Consider the following 19,063-nt stretch of genomic DNA (forward strand, 5'->3'; position numbering starts at 1 on the left):
GAAACATATCCAGGAAAGTTGACAGCATGTTTCCGCGACCTTCGCGACAGACCGGTTTTTCGCTGATAGAGCTGATGATCGTGGTCGTCCTCCTGGCCATCGTCGCGGCCTTCGCCATGCCCGCGTTCCAGAGCCTGATCGCTTCGTCGCGTCTGACCGCGGATACCAATGAATTGATCGCCGGACTGAATCTCGCCCGCTCCGAGGCGGTCCGCATGCAACGTCGCGTCATCCTGTGTCGCACGACCAGCAGCAACGGCGTGGCGGTGCTGACGGCAACTTCGGGCTGCGTCACCACCGCCGACGCCACGCCGTGGCAAGCCTGGGCCGTGTTCATCGACAGCGACGCGGACGGGGTGTTCGACGGGAACGAAACCATCATTCGCACCCAGGTCGTGGGCACGTCGCTGAACTTCGTGTCGGATGCCACGCTGGGGGCAGCAGGCAACCGCATCGTGTTCCGTCCGGACGGCCTCGCGCGAGCGCATGGCGCCACCGGTCTGCAGAGCGCAAGCGTCAATGTATGCGACCAGAGCGGCGCGCTGGCCACGCAGAACATGCGCGTGGTATCGCTGGTGACCGGAAGCCGGATGAGTGTCACCCGGCAGACCAATCAGAGCAGCACGGGGTGCAGCGCGGTTGCGGCCAGCACGGAAGAGGATGAAGCGTCGGAAACCACGCAGGATGGCAGCGGTTCGGGAGGTGGCGGTTCATGACGAGGTACGGATCGCGATTCGATCAGCAGGGGGTGTCGCTGATCGAAGTGCTGGTGGCCCTGTTCGTGCTGGCATTCGGCATGCTGGGCATCGCCGGCCTGCAGACCATGGCGCTCAAGGCCAACCAGAGCGCTTTCGAAAGAAATTCCGCCATCATTTCGACCACCTCCATCATCGAGCGCATGCGCAACAACCGTGCAGAAGCCTTGAAGGGCAGCTACAACCGCAGCCTGCCTTCCGGCGAGAACAGCAGTTGCACCGGTCCGACGGGCAACAGTACGCAGGTCGAGCGCGACATCGGCAACTGGCTGGCGGAACTGTCCACCAACCTGGGAACCGGCGCATGCGGTGCGATCAATTGCAGCACCTCGACCTTGTCGTGCGCGGTGACCGTACAGTGGGACGACAGCCGGGTGGCCAACGGTTCCTCGACCCAGACCTTCTCGGTGGAGGTCGGCATATGAGCATGCGTTCCGTCCAGTCTCAGCACGGCGTCACGCTGGTCGAAATGATGGTGGCGCTGGCGATCGGTCTGATCATTTCCGCCGGCGCGGTGGCCATCGTGCTGAACAATCGCGAGGCCAACCGCAGTACCGAAGCGCTCGCCCGCATCCAGGAAAGTACGCGCGTCGCCTTCGAACTGATGTCGCGCGATCTGCGCGGCGCGAGCATCAATGCCTGCAGTGGCGGCGTGCGCGTGATGAATCTGTTGGGCAATCCGACCGCGCAATGGTGGACCAACTGGGAAGGCGGGCTGAAAGGCTACGAGGGCAGCCAGGCCACCACGGCTCAGGCGACCGGCACGGATGAAATGCAGCGCAAGGCGGATTCGGATGCGCTGGAAATCATGACCAGTGGCACGACGGCGCTTCCGGTGCGGGCGCACAACCCGGGTTCCACGGAAACCACCGTGCATGGCGTTTCGGTGCCGGCCTATTCGCTGGCGCTGGAGCGGGCAAACAACCAGGCGCACAGCTTCGCGGTCGGCGATCTGCTTGTGGTGTGCGACTACGAGGACACCACGCTGTTCCAGGCCAGCTCGGTGGACGCGGCGACCAATTCGGTCGCGCATGCGGCCCCGGCCGGCGGCGCGCCCGGTAACTGCTCCAATACGCTGGGTTTCCGTCTTGCCTGCAGCACTACCGCCAACAAGACTTTTCCGCCGGGTTCCCTGGTGATGCGTTTCGAGCCGGTTACCTGGTATGTCGGGTACAACGGCAGCGCGAGCAATGATCGCAGCCCGTTCTCGCTGTATCGCATATCGGTGCGCGGCAACGGGACCGGCAATATGGTGGCGCAGCCGGTCATCGAGGAAATCGTCGAAGGCGTGAGCGACCTGCAGATCCGCTACATCACCTACGCTGGCGAATACGTGCTGGCGACGCAGACCGGCCTCGACTGGAGGCAGGTGTCCGGCGTCGAGATCGTGCTCACCATCGAGTCGCCGGAGAACCGGACCAGCACCAGTTCGACCGTGCCGCGCGTGACGCGCACCCTGACCCATGTCGTGAATCTGAGGAACCGCGTGTGATGGCCGCCCTCCACCGACCCGCGTGCAGCCGGCGCAGACAGTCCGGCGCCACCTTGCTGATCGCACTGGTACTGCTCATCGTGATGACCTTGCTCGGGCTGGCGAGCATACGCAGCACCAGCATGCAGGAACGCATGGGCGCCAACATGTTCGATCGCAACCTTGCATTCCAGGCGGTCGAATCGGCACTGCGCGAGGCGGAGAGCACGATCACCGTGACCACGGTCGTGAGCAACGGCTCCGGCCTGTACTGCCCGCCCAACGGCACGCCGCCGACGTGTGCGGTGAGCTATGCGTCGGGTGGCGAGACCGGTGGATCAAGCACGACGAGCAGTGCTGCGACTGAAAGCAGCGAATCCAGCGAGTCATCATCGGGAACGAGCGCCAGTTATCTGGAACGCTGGAACGATCCGACCACGCAATGGCGCCAGGCCACCACCTGGTGGAACAACGCCAGCACGGCCACCAAGAGCCGGCTCGGCTCCAACCGCGTGCCGGAATACATCATCGAGTACATGGGCGAATTCGAGGACGGCACCGGCTGTGGCAAGGCCGGCAACACGAGCTGCAAGGGTCCGCGCTTCCGCGTGACCGCACGCATGCCGCCGGTCGACAACATGCCCAATGTCGTATTGCAGACGAGCTATCGTCCCTGATTGCAGCGGAGCGAAGAACATGATGAAACTCATCCAGCCCTTGATGCGCCGACTGGCCTTTGCGCTGGCTCTCTCGCATGCCATGCTGGCATCCGCTACGACCGAGTTGTCCGACCTGCCACTGGTCATCAATGTCACGGCGCCGCCCAATGTGCTGATGATCCTGGACGATTCGGGGTCCATGGAATCGGAAACCCTGCCCGATGCCTTCTATTCGTCGTTTTCCATCGACTATCCCTTGCGGTTCTCGCTCAGCCTCACCTTCACGCCGGACTATGATGACGCCAACATCCTGAACCTGGCCGCGCGCGCGAGCACCATCAACCGGCTCTATTACGACCCGACCGTCACCTATCGCCCGTGGCGCAAGGCCGATGGCACGACCTACGACGAGGCCTCGCCGACAGCAGCGCCCATGGCCCCGGACAGTACCACCACGGTCGACCTCACGGCGCAGCAGAATGCAACCCTGCGCTGGTCGAGAAACACCGTCGCGACCACCTTCTCGTTCGCAATCAACAGCAACTCCGCATGCGGCGCCTCGTTTTCGTGCAGCAAGTCATTCTGGCCGATGACTTTTTTCGTCTACAAGGGCAGCGGTGCCTTGAGCGCGCGCAACAGCTACTACCGCTACCGGATCAGCGGAAACAACGCGGAACGGCTGGACCTGGAAACCGGGCAGACCGAAAGCCTGAGCGCCTTCACCTGGTCGAATGGCATTACGCGCACGATAGCCGAGGAAAAGCAGAACTTCGCGAACTGGTTCACCTATGCGCGCTCACGCATCAATGCGGCCAAAGGCGGCGTGAGCTACGCGTTCTCGACCCTGGGCAAGAACTATCGCGTCGGCTTCCGCAAGATCAACAGCACGAGTGGCTGGCTGGACATTCCCACGTCCGGCAGCTTTTCCGAAACCAATCGCACAAATTTCTTCGACCGGCTTTTCGCGACCACGGTCAGTGGTGGCACCCCGCTGCGTGTGGCGCTCGCCAATGCCGGCGAGTATTTCTCCACGTCCGCACCCTGGGGACCCGATGTCGGCGGTTCGCCTCTGGCCTGCCGGCAGAGCTATGCCATCCTGACCACAGATGGTTACTACAACGACACGCTCGATGGCGTGAAGGGCGTCAATTCTTCGGTCGGTACGGGAGACAACCAGTTGGCGTTGCCTTACAAGGATGCCGAACAGAGTTTTACCCTCGGTGACATCGCGGCGTATTACTACACGCGTGATCTGCGCAGCGACATCCCGGACAAGGTGCCACGCACCGCTGGCGATGCCGGCGAAGGCAGCTATATGCATCAGCACATGAGCACCTTCGCCGTCGCCTTCGGCCTGCAAGGCAGCCTCGATCCGGAAAGCGATCTGCCCGCGCTGACGGCGGGGACCAAGACCTGGCCCAGCGTGTCGAACGATACCGGCAAGCTGGATGACCTGTGGCACGCCACCGTGAACGGCCGTGGCCGCTTCGTCAGTGCCTCCAGCCCGCAGGAATTCGCCGATGGCTTGAAAGGCGCGCTCGATGCCATCGTCGCGCGGACCGCTTCGGCCGCCAATCTGGGCATTTCGGCGAATCAGCTCACAGCCGGAGGGCGGCTGTTCCAGGCGCGCTTCACCAGCGAAACGTGGACAGGTGATGTCTGGTCATACACGGTCACCAGCGAAAACACCATTCCCGACACGCCGACATGGAAGGCGAGCGAACAACTGCCGGCACCCGCAAGCAGGCGCCTGTTCACACACAATGGCACCTCTCCGGTCGAGTTCGAATGGGATCAGTTGAGCGACACTCAGAAGGCGGCATTGAGCGGCAATTCGGAAGTCATAGACTATCTGCGTGGAGACGCATCGGGTGAGGTCACCAATGGCGGATCTTTCCGAAATCGCACGTCCGACGGGCACATCGGCGACATCGTGCACTCGTCGCCCATATTCGTGACAAGTCCGGCCAATCTCGGTTATGACCGATACGCTTGGGAAGGCGCGTCGAGCTACCAGGAATATCGCGCGAACAAGGCCAACCGGGCGGCGACCGTATTCGTTGCCGCGAATGATGGATTCCTGCACGCCTTCGACGCCTCGACCGGGGCCGAGCGCTATGGTTTCGCGCCGTCGGGGGCGATAGCCGGCATGTATCAATTGACGCGCCCGAACTACGACCATCGCTTCATCAACGACGGTCAGCTGGTTGTGTCCGAGGTATTCGACAACGTTCGCAGCACGGGTGCCTGGCGTTCCGTGCTGGTCGGATCCAGCGGTCGAGGCGGACGCCAACTCTACGCGCTGGATGTGAGCAATGCGGCGCTTGCTGACGATAACCCTGCCTCTCAGCTCTTCATGTGGCAGTTCAGCGACAACGATTTCGGTTATTTCACCGGTGCGCCGCAGATACGGCGCATGAACAACGGCGCCTGGGCTGTACTTGTCGGCAATGGTTACAACAGCGCCGATTACAAGGGCGTGTTGTTCATCGTCAATGCAGTGAGCGGCGAACTGATCAGCAAGATCGATACCGGCGGATGCGCAGCAACCGATGATCCATGCGTCAGCAATGGTCTTGCGGAAGTGTCGACCTGGGACGACAACGACGACGGGAACGTCGATTACATCTATGCTGGTGACCTGCGTGGCAATGTGTGGCGTTTCGATGTGACTTCGGACAACCCGTCGAACTGGAGGGTGTCTTTCGGCACGTCCCAGAATCCGCTGCCCCTGTTCCGGGCCAGGGACAGCAATGGCACCCCCCAGCCGATCACGTCCGCAATTTCATTGATGCTGGACCCGGATACCAATACGCGCTGGATCAGTTTCGGTACCGGACGCTTTCTCGGCGAATCTGACCGCAGCAATACAAGTGTACAGACATGGTACGGTCTCTATGACAATTACACTGGCGCGGCGGGCAGTGCGACGCCGGTAACAGGCCGCAGTGACCTGGCGCAACGGATTGTGCTGTCGGAATCGACGCAGACTGTCGGACAGGGGGATGCCGCGGTCAGTACGACGGTACGTGTGTTGTCGGCACCCGGGGATCCCTCCGGCGGACAGGCGGTCACGGATGCCGACGGCGCATACATCCGCAAGGGCTGGTATCTGGATCTTCTTGCACCAAACAGCACCGGCAGCGGGGAGCGCATGCTGTTCGGCGTGAACCTGAGTGGCGGAGCGTTGTTCACCACCAGTTCGATTCCCGCTCAGGATCCGTGCGAACCTGGAGGCAGTGGCTGGCTGATGGGTATCAACCCCTACACCGGCGGGCGTCTCGATGCCGACCTGTTCGCGGATCGAGCAAAGGTGACGCTCACGGTGGGAGAGCAGCAGAAACAGATCTATGTAAGCGGGGTGCGCATCGCGTCGATGCCTTCCCAGCCCATCCTGCTGCGCAATGACGGCAGCGGATCGGGCGGGCAGAGCGGCAGCGGCTCGAGCAATGGCAACAATACCGGCGGCGATACCGGTGACACCGGATCGACCGTCGGCGGCGGCAGTTACAAGCCGGGTCAGGGCACGGCGCTGGTCGGCACGTCCGATCTGCAGAAACTGCTCGAAAGGCTCAACCTGCCCGGTCGCTATGGCCGCATCTCGTGGCGCGAGCTGATTTCCGAATAAGGGGATGACTGGAATGAAACGGAACACGGCCGCATCGCTGCAGCGCGGTTTCACGCTGATCGAGCTCATGATCGTGGTGGTGGTGATCGGCATCCTTGCCGCCATCGCCTATCCGAACTACACGCAGTACGTGATCGACAGCCGGCGCGCGACGGCGGCTGGCTGTCTGTCGCAGAAGGCCCAGCTCATGGAGCGTTATTTCACGACCAATATGTTCTACACCGGCGCCAACGTCGGTGGCATCCAGTGCGAGACCGATCTGGGCAACTTCTACACCTGGAACACCAATATCGTTTCCGCGCGTGCATTCACGCTTACCGCGACGCCGCAGGGCGGGCAGGCGAGCGGCGACAGGAAATGCGGTTGCCCCCTGACCCTGGATCAGGCCGGTACCAAGGGGGTCTCGGGCACGGCCACAAGCTGTCAGGCCAGCGGTATCGTGGCCGCGTGCTGGAAGTAGTTGCGCACGCTCGCGGGCGGACTTCCGCGTCCAGCATTGTCCGTCCGCAACACTGTTTGACCTGAGTGCCCTCAAGCTGCAAGGACGGATGACCGTTAATCCGGCATCCCTTGTCTTCTTGCCGCCATGCAGTTCTTCAGCGCCCCTCGCGGATTCACCCTGCTCGAACTGATGATCACGGTCGCCATACTGACCGTGATCGCCGCGTTCGCCGCCCCCTCCTTCCAGTCCCTGATTACGGGCAACCGTCTCACCAGCGAAGCGAACGAGTTGCTCGCGGCTCTCGGTCAGGCGCGCAGCGAGGCGATACGGCTGAACCGTCGCACGGTGCTGTGCCGTGCCGGCATGTCGGCGGGGCAGGTCGATGCCGCGAGCGGTTGTGCTGCCGATGCAGACGGAAGCTGGCTGGCCTGGATGCTCTTTGTCGATGCGGATGCCAGCGGTCAGTACAACCCGGACGCGAGCAACAATCCGGACGAAGTGCTGGTTCGCGCGCACGCGCTGCAGGCAGGAAGGTTCCGTGCAGTGGCGGGCAGCCTGCTTGCGGGCGACGGCAACCGCATCGTGTTCCGCCCTGACGGACTGGCCCGCGCCGCCGGACAGACGTCGCTGCAAACCGTGGCGCTCAGGTTGTGCGATAGTTCGGGAAGCGCGCAGCAGAACGCCCGTGACGTGCGGGTGTCCGGCGGCAGCCGCCTCAGCGTGTCCCGCGTCACCTCGTCAGACTGTGCCGCACCGGAGGCCGGATGAGGACGCCTGAGCTTGGCGTGTCGCTGATCGAGGTGATGATCGCGATCTTCGTGCTCGCGGTCGGGCTGCTCGGCGTGGCGGGACTGCAGATGGCCTCGCTCAGGGCCAACCAGAGTTCCTACGAGCGCAGCGCCGCGGTGCTGGCCGCCTACACCATGCTGGACCGCCTGCGCGCCGACGTGGTGGCCGCGCGCAGCGGCAGTTACAACCTCGCGCTACCCTCCGGCGACTGCGTGGCGCCATCCGGCACGACCTTCGTGCAGACCCAGCTTGCGGCATGGATCGGCGATCTGCGGACCAGCATGGGATCTACCGCCTGCGGCGGCATTGCGTGCTCCACGGGGGCGGCCGCCAGTTGCGTCATTTCTGTGCGCTGGGACGACAGTCGTGTGGCAGGTGGATCGGCCAGCCAGACCTTCCGCATCGAGGCGCGACTGTGAAGCGCCTGGGGCAGGGCGGCAGTTCGCTGATCGAGCTGATGATCGCGCTCGCCATCGGGCTGTTCATCACCGCCGCCGCGATCAGCCTCATGCTGGGCAACCGCCAGACCTATGACACGACGGAAGGGCTGTCGCGCATCCAGGAATCGGCGCGCATCGCCTTCGAACTGCTGGCGCGCGATCTGCGCGAAGCCGGACTGAATTCCTGTGGCGGCGCGCGCCAGTTCGTGAACATCCTGAACAGTCCTTCGTCGCTGTGGTGGACCCAGTGGAACGGTGGCTTGCGCGGTTATGGCGGTTCGGACGCATTCTCCGGCGCCGCCTTTGGCAGTGCGGTCGGCCAGCGCGCGACCGGCACGTCGGCGTTGCACATCATGCGCAGTGGCAGCCAGCCGAATACGGTGTCGTCGCATGACACCGCCAGCCAGACCATCACGCTGAGTCCGCGCAACGCCGGGCTGGCGGCGGGAGACCTCGCCATCGTATGCAATTTCAGCCAGGCCAGCCTGTTCCAGGTGAGCGCGGCCGGCACGAACACGGTGGCACACGCACCGGACGGCAGCCCGGGCAATTGCAGCCGCGGACTGGGCTTTGCCAATCCCCCCGACTGCAGCCAGAACGGTCAGACCTACCGCTACGAGGCGAATGCGGTGGTGATGAAGCTCGAATCGCTGGCCTGGTATGTCGGCAACACCGGACGCAGCTCGACCACCAGTCGCTCCCTGTTCCGGGTGGCGCCACAGAACAACGCGGGCACGCTGTCGCTGGTGGCCGAAGAGGTGCTCGACGGCGTGATCGATCTGCAGGTCGATTACCTGCTGGAAGGCGGCAGCGCCTATGTCGCGGCATCCGCGGTGAGCGACTGGACGAGCGTCACCGGCGTGCGCCTGCAACTGGTGATCGAGGAGCCGGACCGGCCGGCAGCGGTGACCGATCGTGTGCGCCGCACGCTCACCCATGTCGTCACGCTGAGGAACCGTCTGTCATGACCCCGGCGAATCGCATGCGGACGCAACGTGGCGTGACGCTGGTGGTCGCGCTGTTGCTGCTGGTTGCCATCACCCTGCTCGGGCTCGCCAGCATGCGCGGAACCAGCATGCAGGAACGCATGAGCGCCAATCTCTATGATCGCGCCATCGCCTTCCAGTCCGCCGAATCCGCGTTGCGCGAGGCCGAAGCCCTGATCGCCGCCGGCACCGCCGGTCCTTTCGACGGTACGGTGACCGGCATGTATCCGCAACCTGCACCGGGTGGGGACGATTTCGCCAATCGCTGGGAGGCCTCCGCAACGATATGGGTGAATGCATCGACCTGGTGGGAGGCTGCGGACAGCGACACCCGCGGCAAGGCGGCCGGCGCACCGCAGTACATCATCGAGGATCTCGGCATCTGGCCCTCGACGCCCGATTGCGACACGGTGACCACCATCGCATCCGACTGCCTGAAGCCGCGCTACCGCGTGACCGCCCGCAGCGCGCCGGTAGCCGGCCGGCCGGCCGTGTTGCTGCAGACCACCTACATTCCATGACGTTGCGATCGATATCCATGCCGCTCGCTCTCGCGCTGAGCGTTCTTGCCTGGATGGCCGGGGCCCGCGCGGCCGTCGATATCTCCGACACGCCCATCATGATCGGCAGTGCGGTCGCGCCCAACATCATGTTCCTGCTCGACGATTCCGGGTCCATGCAGTGGGAGGTGATGCCGGATGAAAAGCTCTACTTCTCGAACTACCTGTTTCCTGTGCCTGACCGACTGTATGGCGGCCGGAACTACCCCGAGGACGTACCCACTTTCGATGACAACAATGTCCATAACTACTTCGGTCGCTCGCCCGACAACAACGAGAACTTCTACGACCCGAACACGAACTACTACCCGTGGCTGAGGCACACAGGTGCTTCGTTCGGCAATGTGTCTCCGAGTGCCGCGCCGTACAACCCGGCCGACACCACGCGCGGCACCCTGGATCTGACCGCGCAGCAGAACCTGTCTGCCCGCTGGTTCGCCAACACCGGCAACACCCGGCAGAACCAGGCTGAATACGTGTGCAACGTGCCGTGCAACCGGCAGTTCTATCCCATCACCTTCTACATCTATCGCGGCAGCGGTTCGCGCACCAGCGCCGGGAGCTACACGAAATACCAGATCCGCGGCACGCGGGCCTACAAGCGCGACCCGATCGGCGGGGCGGAAGTCGAAGTGACGAGCTTCACCTGGCCGGGCGGCATCACCCGGACGGTGGCGGAAGAGACGCAGAATTTCGCCAACTGGTTCAGCTACTACCGCAGCCGCATTCTGGCCGCGCGTGCCGGCGCATCCCGGGCTTTCGGTACGCTGGGCGAGAACTACCGGGTGGGATTCCGCACCATCAATGGTTCGGGTGAAATGCTCATTCCGACGAGCGGAAATTTCAGCGGAACCAACCGTGAAACCTGGTTCAACAGACTGCTGCTGACCGCCATAGGCACCAGCGGCACGCCCTTGCGCACCGCATTGAACTGGGCGGGCAATTACTACGAGAGCCGCACCGGCGATGAAGATCCATGGGCCGACAGCGTGCACCGCCAGCCGCTGGCGTGTCGGCAGTCCTTCACCATACTCACCACCGATGGCTACTGGGGCGACAACTTCACGCTGCCCGCCGACCAGAACGCTGACGGCAGCGAAGCGCGTCCCTATCGCGACAGCCACAGCAACACGCTGGCCGACGTGGCGATGTACTACTACAAGCGCGATCTCAGGACAGGCATGGCGAACAAGGTGCCGACTTCATCGCGCGATTCGGCCAACTGGCAGCACATGGTGACCTTCGGCCTCTCGCTGGGCACCAGCGGCACTCTGGACCCTGCCAGCGATCTGGCCGCGCTGACCGCCGGTACCAAGAGCTGGCCCGATCCGACCGACAGTTCGCCGGCGAAGATCGACGATCTGTGGCACGCCAGCCTGAACGGCCGCGGCGCCTTCGTAAACGCATCCAGTCCGTCGCAGTTCGTCGACGGACTGTCGAACATGCTCGGCGATATCGGCGAGCGCGTCGCATCCGGCGGTACCGTAGCGGCCTCGAGCACGGCGCCGAACGCCACCACCCTCATCTACCAGGGGCGGTTCGTCGGCAGCAACTGGACCGGCGATCTGTGGGCCACGCGTTTGAACGCGGATGGCTCACTGGCCGCCACGCCGACCTGGAAAGCCTCGGAGAACATTCCGACGCCCGCGAGCCGGGCGCTCTACACCTGGTCAGGCAGCGCCGGCATCGCCTTCCAGTGGGCGAATCTCAGCGCCAGCCAGCAAACCACGCTGGGCAGTTCCGCGGTGCTGGATTACCTGCGCGGCGTCACTTCGAACGAGGCCCGCAACGGCGGCAGCTACCGCAATCGCACGTCGATTCTTGGCGACATCGTGAACTCGGCGCCGGTCTATGTCGGGCCGGTCGCCGACCTGCGACTGGAACGTTTCTCCTGGACCGGCGCCAGCACCTATCAGGCACATCGCAGCGCGGTGGCGAACCGGCGAGAAACGGTCTATGTCGCAGCCAACGACGGTTTCCTGCACGCGCTCGATGCGCGCAGCGGCAGCGAGCGTTTCGGCTATGCGCCGGCCGGTGCGCTGGCACTGATGAAAACCTTGTCGAGCACCACGTATGCACACAAATTCATGCACGACGGCAGTCCGGTCGTCGCCGAGGTGCATACCGGCGGCGCCTGGAGAACCGTCCTGATCGGCAGTCAGGGCCGTGGTGGGCGCAGCCTGTACGCGCTCGACATCACCGATCCGGATGCTTTCTCGGCCAACAAGGTACTGTGGGAATACACCCATGCCGAACTGGGCCTGCTCAACGGCGCACCGGTCGTGGCACGCCTGAATGACGGCAGTTGGGCGGTGATCGTCGGCAATGGTTACAACAGCGACAGCCAGCGTGCGCAGCTTTTCGTGATCAATATCGCGACCGGCGCGCTGCTGGCGAAGATCGACACCTTGAGCGGATCGTCGTCAGCGTCCAATGGCCTCGCTCCGGCCGAGGGTGTGGATGTCGATCGGGACGGCGACATGGACTATTTCTATGCCGGCGATCTGCTGGGCAATCTGTGGAAGTTCGATCTGAGCAGCGCCACGCCGTCGCAATGGCGAGTCGGCTATGGCACGACGACGGCTCCGCAGCCGCTGTTCGTCGCACGCAGTGCGACCAATGCGGTGCAGCCGATCACCAGCGGTGTGAGCGTGGGTTTCAATCCGGCCGACCGCAAGTTGTGGGTGTTCTTCGGCACCGGCAAGTACCTGGCATCGGCCGATCTTTCGAGTGTGGCGACGCAGACCTGGTACGGCCTGTACGACAGCGGCAGCACCGTGGGTTCTCGCAGCGATCTGGCGGAACGTCGCATCCTGGAGGAGGGCGCGACCGGGCAGGGTGACAATTATCGTGTCGTGTCCAAACCCGGGGACAGCAACGGCGGAGCGACCATGAGTGGCAAGCGCGGGTGGTATCTGGATCTCACGTCGCCCGCCAATGGCGCGGAAGGCGAGCGCATCGTGTCTGCGCCCATTCTGTCGACCACCACGCTGTTCGTGAGCACGCTCATTCCCAGTGACGATTCATGCCAACCTGGCGGTCAAGGCTGGGTGCTGGGTGTCAATCCTTTCACCGGCGGCCGGCAGGACTTCGATGTTTTCGATTTCAGCCGCAATGGCAGCGTGGATTCGGGCGACCGGGTGGATCTTTCCAATGGCAACGGCACCAGCAGCAAGGTGGTGGGCAGCGGCTACAGCAAGGACAATCTTCCTGGAAGCCCGCTCAATATCGGCAAGCAGCAGGTGGTCGGCGGTTCGGACGGCACCGCAAGCACGCGCACGGTGTCCGACGGTTTGCGCAGCGGACGGGTATCGTGGAAGGAACTGGTGAGGGATTGAGCATGCGGAAGCAAGTTGGCAGGCGGGCGCGGGAACGAGCGGGCGCCGATGCGCAAGTGCGGCAACGAGACCCGCGGGGCGCCATTTTTCGCTCTGTGCTGTGCGCCGCGCTGGTGTCTTCGCTGGGCGGCGCGCCAGCGCGTGCACAGGACGCGGTGTCGCCGCTCGCCAGCCCGTCGCTGTACGAGGAACAGGGCGTGGTGTCGCGCATCGACGCCGCGAGCGGCACGGTAACCATCAACGGGAAACAGTACCGGACAAGCCCCAAAACCATCGTTTACGTGGTGGATTCCAGCGGTCGGTCGCGGCGCGCCAATCGCATCAGCGAACTGCCTCCGGACACGTCCATCAGCTTTTCCGCCGGCAGCGACGGTACCTTGACCCATGTGCGCGCGGGTGCCGGCATTCGCCCGTACCGGCCGTGACTGCGTGACGGCTGTTGCCGCGAACACATCCGGAGGTTGAGGGAAACAATCATCGAATACTCAACGCCTTGCGTTCTTTCCCATTTCTTATTCTTCTGAAAATTACTGTTTTCAGAAGTTAAGAGGAGCTTTGCAGAGGGCTTCGATGCCGGCCTTCCGGCGACGCGGTCCAGCCGGCCGCGAACTGTCTGTTCATCCGACCCGCCGCACCCGGCTACCGGTCGGGTTCACCCGGTCTGGAACAGATGCAGGACCAGTGCACAGCCGGTCAGCGCGACTCCGATCGCCACCGCCGGTGCGAGCCACAGATGATAGCCGTCGGGAATTTCCACCGGTCTGAGCTGGCTCAGCACGCGCCGGTACTGGTGCGTGGCCACCACTACCGAAAGCGCGCCGAATGCGATGAGTGCGACGCCAGTCCAGAACGACAGCCCGCGCGCCGGCATGTGCGACACGTCGCCTGCCGCATGGGCACCGCCGAGCATGGCGACGAACAGCGCGAAACGTTCGATCGCGAAGCCGAACGCCATCAGTGCCAGCGCCGTGCGCACCCAGGCCATGAGCGTGCGTTCGGCGGCGAAAAACACCCGCGGATCGTTCAGATCGGACATTCCGGTTCAGGCGGCCGGGTTGCGCCGGTAGGTCACCACCAGCACGTCGCGCCAGGCCGGCCGCGATGCATCCACCGGATGAATGGGCGTCACGCCATGCAATGCCCGCTGGTCGTTTACCAGCGCCGCGTCGCACGGCGATGTGAGCGTGAAGCTGTCCAGGCGTTGACCGTCCGGTGAAAAGATTTCGGTGGTGCCGCTTTCCACGTTCTCCCGGCGCACCATCATCACCAGAACGAAATCCACGCCGTCGCGATGCACGCCTTCCGGCGTGGGTCGCCCTTCGCTGTCCGGGCGTGCCTCGATGCGGAACTGGTGCACCTCGATATGCGCAGCCTGTGCCGGATGCAGACGCTGGAACACCGACAGCCCGAATCCGATCACCGTCTGCAGCGTGCGGCCCGACAGCACCTCCGGCAGCACCGGCTCGAAATGACGCTCGACGCCGCCATTGAGCGTGTTGTAGTCCAGACTCTGGTAGTGCGGCTGATGCGGCTCGATCGCCACCTCGCCGGAATCGGCGGCAGCGCTCAGCGTGGCATAGCGCCGGCGCCGATAGCGGCCACCGTCCGCCATATAGGTATCGAGTTCCAGTGCATTCCAGCTCTGTGCGAACACATCCCAGTCCGCGTGCCAGGCGCGGCGCAGGCTGGTCAGCGCATCCCTGACCTGGGCGGCGGGCAGGAAACAGAAATCGTGGGCGGCCACCTGTTCGGCCAGGGCACGGGCGAAGGTCCCGGAATTGAGCAACTGCGACATCTCGTCAAGCGTCATCTGAATGCAGCAAAGGCGGGACGATACTCCGGCCGCGCCCACAACGCACGCCTGTACCAGCGCTCGGGCCGTTACAACCGGTGTCCTGCGAGCGTGCTCCGGGCATGGCTGGCGGTCGCGCGCGTCGTTCCGGCCCGGGCTGCCGAGAGGATCCCCTGCATTGAAGCGTGGGCCGCGCGGGATCCGGATCGAGGCCAACAGACCCTAGAATGCAGCCCGTCCCGCTCGCTACGCTGACTGCCATGCCCCGCTTCTGTGCCAATCTTTCGCTGCTGTTTACCGAGCACCCGTTTGCCGAGCGCTGGGCTGCGGCCGCGCGCGCCGGGTTCACGGGCGTGGAATGCCATTTTCCGTATGAAATCCCTGCTCAGCGGCTGGCCGAAATGCTGGCCGAACATCGGCTGGAACAGGTGCTGTTCAACCTGCCTGCAGGCGACTGGGCGGCCGGTGAACGCGGGCTGGCCTGCCTGCCCGACCGCCGTCGCGAATTCGAGGATGGCGTGGCACTTGCGCTCGACTACGCGCGCGCCACCGCTTGCCGGCGCATCAACTGTCTGGCCGGTATCGCGCCGGCTGGCGTGCCGCGCGAGCGGCTGCTCGACGTGATGGCGGACAACCTGCGCCTTGCCGCGCGCGCCTTCGCGCCGCTGGGCATTGATCTGCTGGTCGAGCCGATCAACAGTCGCGACATGCCGGGCTTCCTGCTCAACCGTTCCGCGGAAACACTGGCGCTGATCGAGCGCGTGGGCGAAGCCAACGTGAAGCTGCAGTACGACGTCTATCACATGCAGATCATGGAAGGCGACCTCGCGCTGACCTTGCAGCGCGAGCTGCCGCGCATCGGCCATGTGCAGATCGCCGACAATCCCGGGCGGCACGAACCGGGCACCGGCGAGATCAATTTCCCCTTCCTGTTCGACTGGCTGGACCGCATCGGCTACGCGGGCTGGGTCAGCGCGGAGTACCTGCCGGCGGCCGGTACTCTGGCCGGTCTGGGCTGGCTGCCGCGCGCCTGAGCCCGGCATTGGTAGAATCCGGTTTCAGTCACCGGAATTCCCAATGAAACGTACCCGTTTTGCACGCCGTGGCGGCCTCACCCAGGACGCCGCACTGCTTACCCGCCTCGCCAATGGACTTGCGGAATCGGCCAGCCGCGTCGAGGACCGTTACTGGGAGCTGCGCCTGACCGAACAGGTCAGCCGTCTCGTCGGCGAACGCAATGAAGACGCGCTGAATGCCGCTCTCGATCACCTGTGGCGCGAGAACGGCCCGGCCTATGATGCGCTGGCCGATTTCATCGAAGGCGGCGTGGAATGCGGCCTGCCCGGCGACGCCGGCAAGGAATGGGATGCCGTCATGTTCGCCGCCCCCCTGCTCGCCTGGTCGCGCTTTTCCATCCCGGCCGGCCCGATTCCGGCGCCGATACTCGCCAGCCTCAAGGTGCAACTGTGCGCGCATGCATTCGGCGCGCGCGCCAAGGTTGCGCTGGCCGACTATCTGTTCAGCCCGGACCAGCTTCCGCGCGGCTATGTGGAAACCCGCGATCTGGCCGACGATCTGGGCGAAGCGGTGCTGGCTGGCGACGACCTCAAGCTGGAAGCCGAGAGCATGGCGCAGACCACCACCTTCCTGTCCGATACGCGCTACGTGATCGGCATGGTCATGGTGCCGCGCGGCCAGCCCATGTTCCGCTGGCAGGAAGACGACGGTGCGCGCGATCACGTGATCAAACAGTGGCAGGCCCAGGGCGGTGCGGTGATGTCCACGCTGCTGCGCGCCTGCGCCTTCGATCTGTTGCCGCCAAACGCCTATCACTCGGCCTGCCGCGAAGCGGACCGTGCGTCGCGTGCCTACTCGCTGCGCGCCTCGGTCGCCTTCCTGGAACAGATGCTCGCGGTTCCGCCGTCCGGACTGCGCGCCATCATCGCGCCCTTCCACGACAAGCAGCTCGAGGAATACCGCATCGCCTTCACCACCACCAATTCCAGCCAGGTGGTGCACGGCGTGGTGTGGGCACTTCTGGGCGCCGAGGACGAGGAAAGCGATATCGTGGGCGAGATCGAAGGCGTGCTGCGCGAATGCGGCGTGACCGACACGCTGGTGCTGGACCATCGCATGCCCATGGAGTACTGCGACGACTGCGGCGCCCCGCTCTACCCGGATCCCGATGGCCAGCCGGTGCACGCCGAAATGCCCGAAGCCGGCGAACAGCCGCCCATGCATCTGCACTGAAACGTCCGCATCGATTCACCTTCGCGCGGCCGGAAGCGGCCGCGCCCCCTGCCCTGATCCGCCATGTCGCTTGAACTGGAAGTCGCCCGCCGGCGCACCTTTGCCATCATTTCCCACCCCGACGCGGGCAAGACCACGCTCACCGAAAAGCTGCTGCTGTTCGCAGGCGCGATCCAGATCGCCGGCAGCGTGAAGGCGCGCAAGGCCGCCCGCCACGCCACTTCCGACTGGATGGAAATCGAAAAGCAGCGCGGCATTTCGGTCGCCAGTTCGGTGATGCAGATGGAGTACCGCGACTGCGTCGTGAACCTGCTCGACACGCCGGGCCACAAGGACTTTTCCGAGGACACCTACCGCGTGCTCACCGCGGTGGATGCCGCGCTCATGGTGATCGACGCCGCCAATGGCGTGGAAGCGCAGACGCTGCGCCTGCTCGAGGTCTGCCGCGCGCGCAATACGCCCATCATCACCTTCATCAACAAGATGGACCGTGAAGTGCGCGCACCGCTGGACCTGATCGACGAACTCGAGCGCACGCTGGGCATGGATGTGGCGCCCTTTACCTGGCCGCTGGGCATGGGCAAGGATTTCGCCGGCGTGTACGAGCTGCGGGAGGACCGCATGCGCGTATTCCGCGCCGGCGAGGATCGCATTTCCGGTGACGAGGAAATCCTGCTTGGCCTGGATAACCCGGAAATCAAGGGCCGTTATCCGATGCAGTTCGACACCGCGCACGCCGAGATCGAACTGGTGCGCGATGCCGCCCCGCCCTTCGACGAAGCCGAATTCCTCGCCGGCCGCCAGACGCCGGTGTTCTTCGGGTCGGCGATCAACAACTTCGGCGTCAAGGAAGTGCTGGATGCACTGGTCGACATGGCGCCACCGCCGGGTGGCCGTCCGGCCATACAGCGCCGGGTCGAGCCGACGGAAGAGAAATTCTCCGGCGTGGTGTTCAAGATCCAGGCCAATATGGACCCGGCGCATCGCGACCGCGTGGCCTTCGTCCGCGTGTGTTCCGGCCACTTCGAGCGCGGCATGCGCATGAAGGTGAGTCGCAACGGCAAGGACATCCGGCCGAACAACGTGGTCACCTTCCTGTCGCAGCGGCGCGAGCTGCTGGAGGAAGCCTTCGCTGGCGACATCATCGGCATCCCCAACCACGGCACGCTGCAACTGGGCGATACGCTGACCGAGGGCGAAACGCTGCAATTTACCGGCCTGCCCTTCTTCGCGCCGGAATTGTTCCAGGGTGTCGAAGTCAAGGATCCATTGAAAACCAAGCAGTTGAGAGCAGGTCTTGAGCAATTGGGTGAAGAAGGGGCCATCCAGGTGTTCCGGCCGCTGGCGGGCGGTACGCTATTGCTCGGCGCGGTTGGCCAACTGCAGTTCGAAGTGGTGATCCACCGCCTGAAGACCGAATATGGCTGCGACGCCCGACTGGAACCGACCCGTTACATGATGGCGCGCTGGGTCACCTGCGACGACGAGCGTGAACTGAAGCGCTTCATCGACGCCAACGCCCACCGCATCGCCTACGACGCGGTCGACGCTCCGGCCTTCCTCGCCACCATGCGGGCCGAACTGAACGTGGCGCAGGAAAAGTGGGACAAGATCAAGTTCCACGCCATGCGCGAACACGCCGGGCTCATGTTCGCCAGCCAGTGACCCGCGCCCAGGCCGCGAACGAAGCGGGTTCATGTAGGAGCGAGCCCAGCTCGCGATTCCACCGACAACGAAGCTTGCGGCCGGCATGCGCCACATCGCGGCCAGAGGCCGCTCCCACAACAGCTCGCCCAGGCCGCGAACGAAGCCGGGGTTTCGTGGGAGCGGGCTTGCCCGCGATGCGCCCTCGAACGAAGCCCGCGGCCGGCATCAGCCGCATCGCGGCCAGAGGCCGCTCCCACAAAAGTTCGCCCAGGCCGCGAACGAAGCGGGGTTCATGTAGGAGCTCGC

The 19,063-nt window shown here is 64.3% G+C and carries 17 protein-coding genes; 15 read left to right on the top strand and 2 right to left on the bottom strand.

Translation table 11 applies throughout. The features are described from left to right. Positions 1-26: 26 nt before the first annotated feature. The 12 genes from A3Q7_RS0104085 (at position 27) to A3Q7_RS0104140 (ending at position 13,493) form a co-directional block, all read left to right on the top strand. Positions 27-716 carry a GspH/FimT family pseudopilin gene (locus A3Q7_RS0104085; protein WP_018410582.1) on the top strand — a complete coding sequence of 230 codons (690 nt, stop codon included), beginning with the start codon at positions 27-29 and terminating at the stop codon, positions 714-716. Continuing rightward, positions 713-1,180, top strand: a complete 468-nt coding sequence (gene pilV / locus A3Q7_RS0104090) for a type IV pilus modification protein PilV (RefSeq protein ID WP_051079106.1) — start codon at positions 713-715, stop codon at positions 1,178-1,180. The genes A3Q7_RS0104085 and pilV (A3Q7_RS0104090) overlap by 4 nt, the downstream gene beginning before the upstream one ends. After that, positions 1,177-2,247, top strand: coding sequence for a prepilin-type N-terminal cleavage/methylation domain-containing protein (locus tag A3Q7_RS0104095; protein ID WP_018410584.1), 1,071 nt, complete (start codon positions 1,177-1,179; stop codon positions 2,245-2,247). The genes pilV (A3Q7_RS0104090) and A3Q7_RS0104095 overlap by 4 nt, the downstream gene beginning before the upstream one ends. After that, on the top strand, positions 2,247-2,903 hold the full coding sequence (locus tag A3Q7_RS0104100; RefSeq protein ID WP_018410585.1) for a pilus assembly PilX family protein: 657 nt from the start codon (positions 2,247-2,249) through the stop codon (positions 2,901-2,903). Before A3Q7_RS0104095 ends, A3Q7_RS0104100 begins: the two co-directional genes overlap by 1 nt. Positions 2,904-2,922: 19 nt before the next feature. Continuing rightward, positions 2,923-6,513 (top strand): pilus assembly protein, encoded by a 3,591-nt coding sequence (locus tag A3Q7_RS0104105; RefSeq protein ID WP_018410586.1) that lies wholly within the window; start codon positions 2,923-2,925, stop codon positions 6,511-6,513. A gap of 13 nt (positions 6,514-6,526) precedes the next feature. Next, positions 6,527-6,973 (top strand): type IV pilin protein, encoded by a 447-nt coding sequence (locus tag A3Q7_RS0104110; protein WP_018410587.1) that lies wholly within the window; start codon positions 6,527-6,529, stop codon positions 6,971-6,973. A 126-nt stretch (positions 6,974-7,099) separates the two neighbouring features. Next, a complete protein-coding gene (locus tag A3Q7_RS0104115) occupies positions 7,100-7,723 on the top strand; it encodes a GspH/FimT family pseudopilin (RefSeq protein ID WP_018410588.1) in 624 nt (207 codons plus the stop codon). Beyond that, on the top strand, positions 7,720-8,163 hold the full coding sequence (pilV, locus tag A3Q7_RS0104120) for a type IV pilus modification protein PilV (protein ID WP_040570668.1): 444 nt from the start codon (positions 7,720-7,722) through the stop codon (positions 8,161-8,163). Before A3Q7_RS0104115 ends, pilV (A3Q7_RS0104120) begins: the two co-directional genes overlap by 4 nt. Continuing rightward, complete coding sequence (locus A3Q7_RS0104125; protein ID WP_018410590.1) at positions 8,160-9,152, top strand: prepilin-type N-terminal cleavage/methylation domain-containing protein; 993 nt, start codon at positions 8,160-8,162, stop codon at positions 9,150-9,152. The genes pilV (A3Q7_RS0104120) and A3Q7_RS0104125 overlap by 4 nt, the downstream gene beginning before the upstream one ends. After that, positions 9,149-9,691, top strand: a complete 543-nt coding sequence (locus A3Q7_RS0104130) for a pilus assembly PilX family protein (RefSeq protein ID WP_018410591.1) — start codon at positions 9,149-9,151, stop codon at positions 9,689-9,691. Before A3Q7_RS0104125 ends, A3Q7_RS0104130 begins: the two co-directional genes overlap by 4 nt. Further along, on the top strand, positions 9,688-13,068 hold the full coding sequence (locus tag A3Q7_RS0104135) for a pilus assembly protein (protein ID WP_026224468.1): 3,381 nt from the start codon (positions 9,688-9,690) through the stop codon (positions 13,066-13,068). Before A3Q7_RS0104130 ends, A3Q7_RS0104135 begins: the two co-directional genes overlap by 4 nt. A 113-nt stretch (positions 13,069-13,181) precedes the next feature. Then, on the top strand, positions 13,182-13,493 hold the full coding sequence (locus A3Q7_RS0104140; protein WP_157278092.1) for a hypothetical protein: 312 nt from the start codon (positions 13,182-13,184) through the stop codon (positions 13,491-13,493). Between the two features lie 227 nt (positions 13,494-13,720). Here A3Q7_RS0104140 and A3Q7_RS0104145 read toward each other — a convergent pair whose 3' ends face one another. Both A3Q7_RS0104145 and A3Q7_RS0104150 read right to left on the bottom strand, forming a co-directional pair. Beyond that, on the bottom strand, positions 13,721-14,104 hold the full coding sequence (locus A3Q7_RS0104145) for a YidH family protein (protein WP_018410594.1): 384 nt from the start codon (positions 14,102-14,104) through the stop codon (positions 13,721-13,723). 6 nt (positions 14,105-14,110) lie between these two features. Continuing rightward, entirely contained in the window at positions 14,111-14,863 is a 753-nt protein-coding gene (locus tag A3Q7_RS0104150) for a 2OG-Fe dioxygenase family protein (protein WP_026224469.1), read from the bottom strand. A gap of 257 nt (positions 14,864-15,120) precedes the next feature. Here A3Q7_RS0104150 and hyi point away from each other — a divergent pair, with 257 nt between their 5' ends. The 3 genes from hyi (at position 15,121) to A3Q7_RS0104165 (ending at position 18,775) form a co-directional block, all read left to right on the top strand. After that, positions 15,121-15,894: a hydroxypyruvate isomerase gene (gene hyi / locus A3Q7_RS0104155; protein WP_018410596.1), complete on the top strand. Its 774-nt coding sequence runs from the start codon at positions 15,121-15,123 to the stop codon at positions 15,892-15,894. Between the two features lie 43 nt (positions 15,895-15,937). After that, entirely contained in the window at positions 15,938-17,110 is a 1,173-nt protein-coding gene (locus A3Q7_RS0104160; RefSeq protein WP_018410597.1) for a DUF2863 family protein, read from the top strand. 63 nt (positions 17,111-17,173) lie between these two features. Continuing rightward, complete coding sequence (locus tag A3Q7_RS0104165) at positions 17,174-18,775, top strand: peptide chain release factor 3 (protein WP_018410598.1); 1,602 nt, start codon at positions 17,174-17,176, stop codon at positions 18,773-18,775. Positions 18,776-19,063 lie beyond the last annotated feature (288 nt).

It is taken from the genome of Methyloversatilis thermotolerans, from assembly GCF_000372885.1.
In the GTDB taxonomy this organism is placed as follows: Bacteria; Pseudomonadota; Gammaproteobacteria; order Burkholderiales; family Rhodocyclaceae; genus Methyloversatilis; species Methyloversatilis thermotolerans.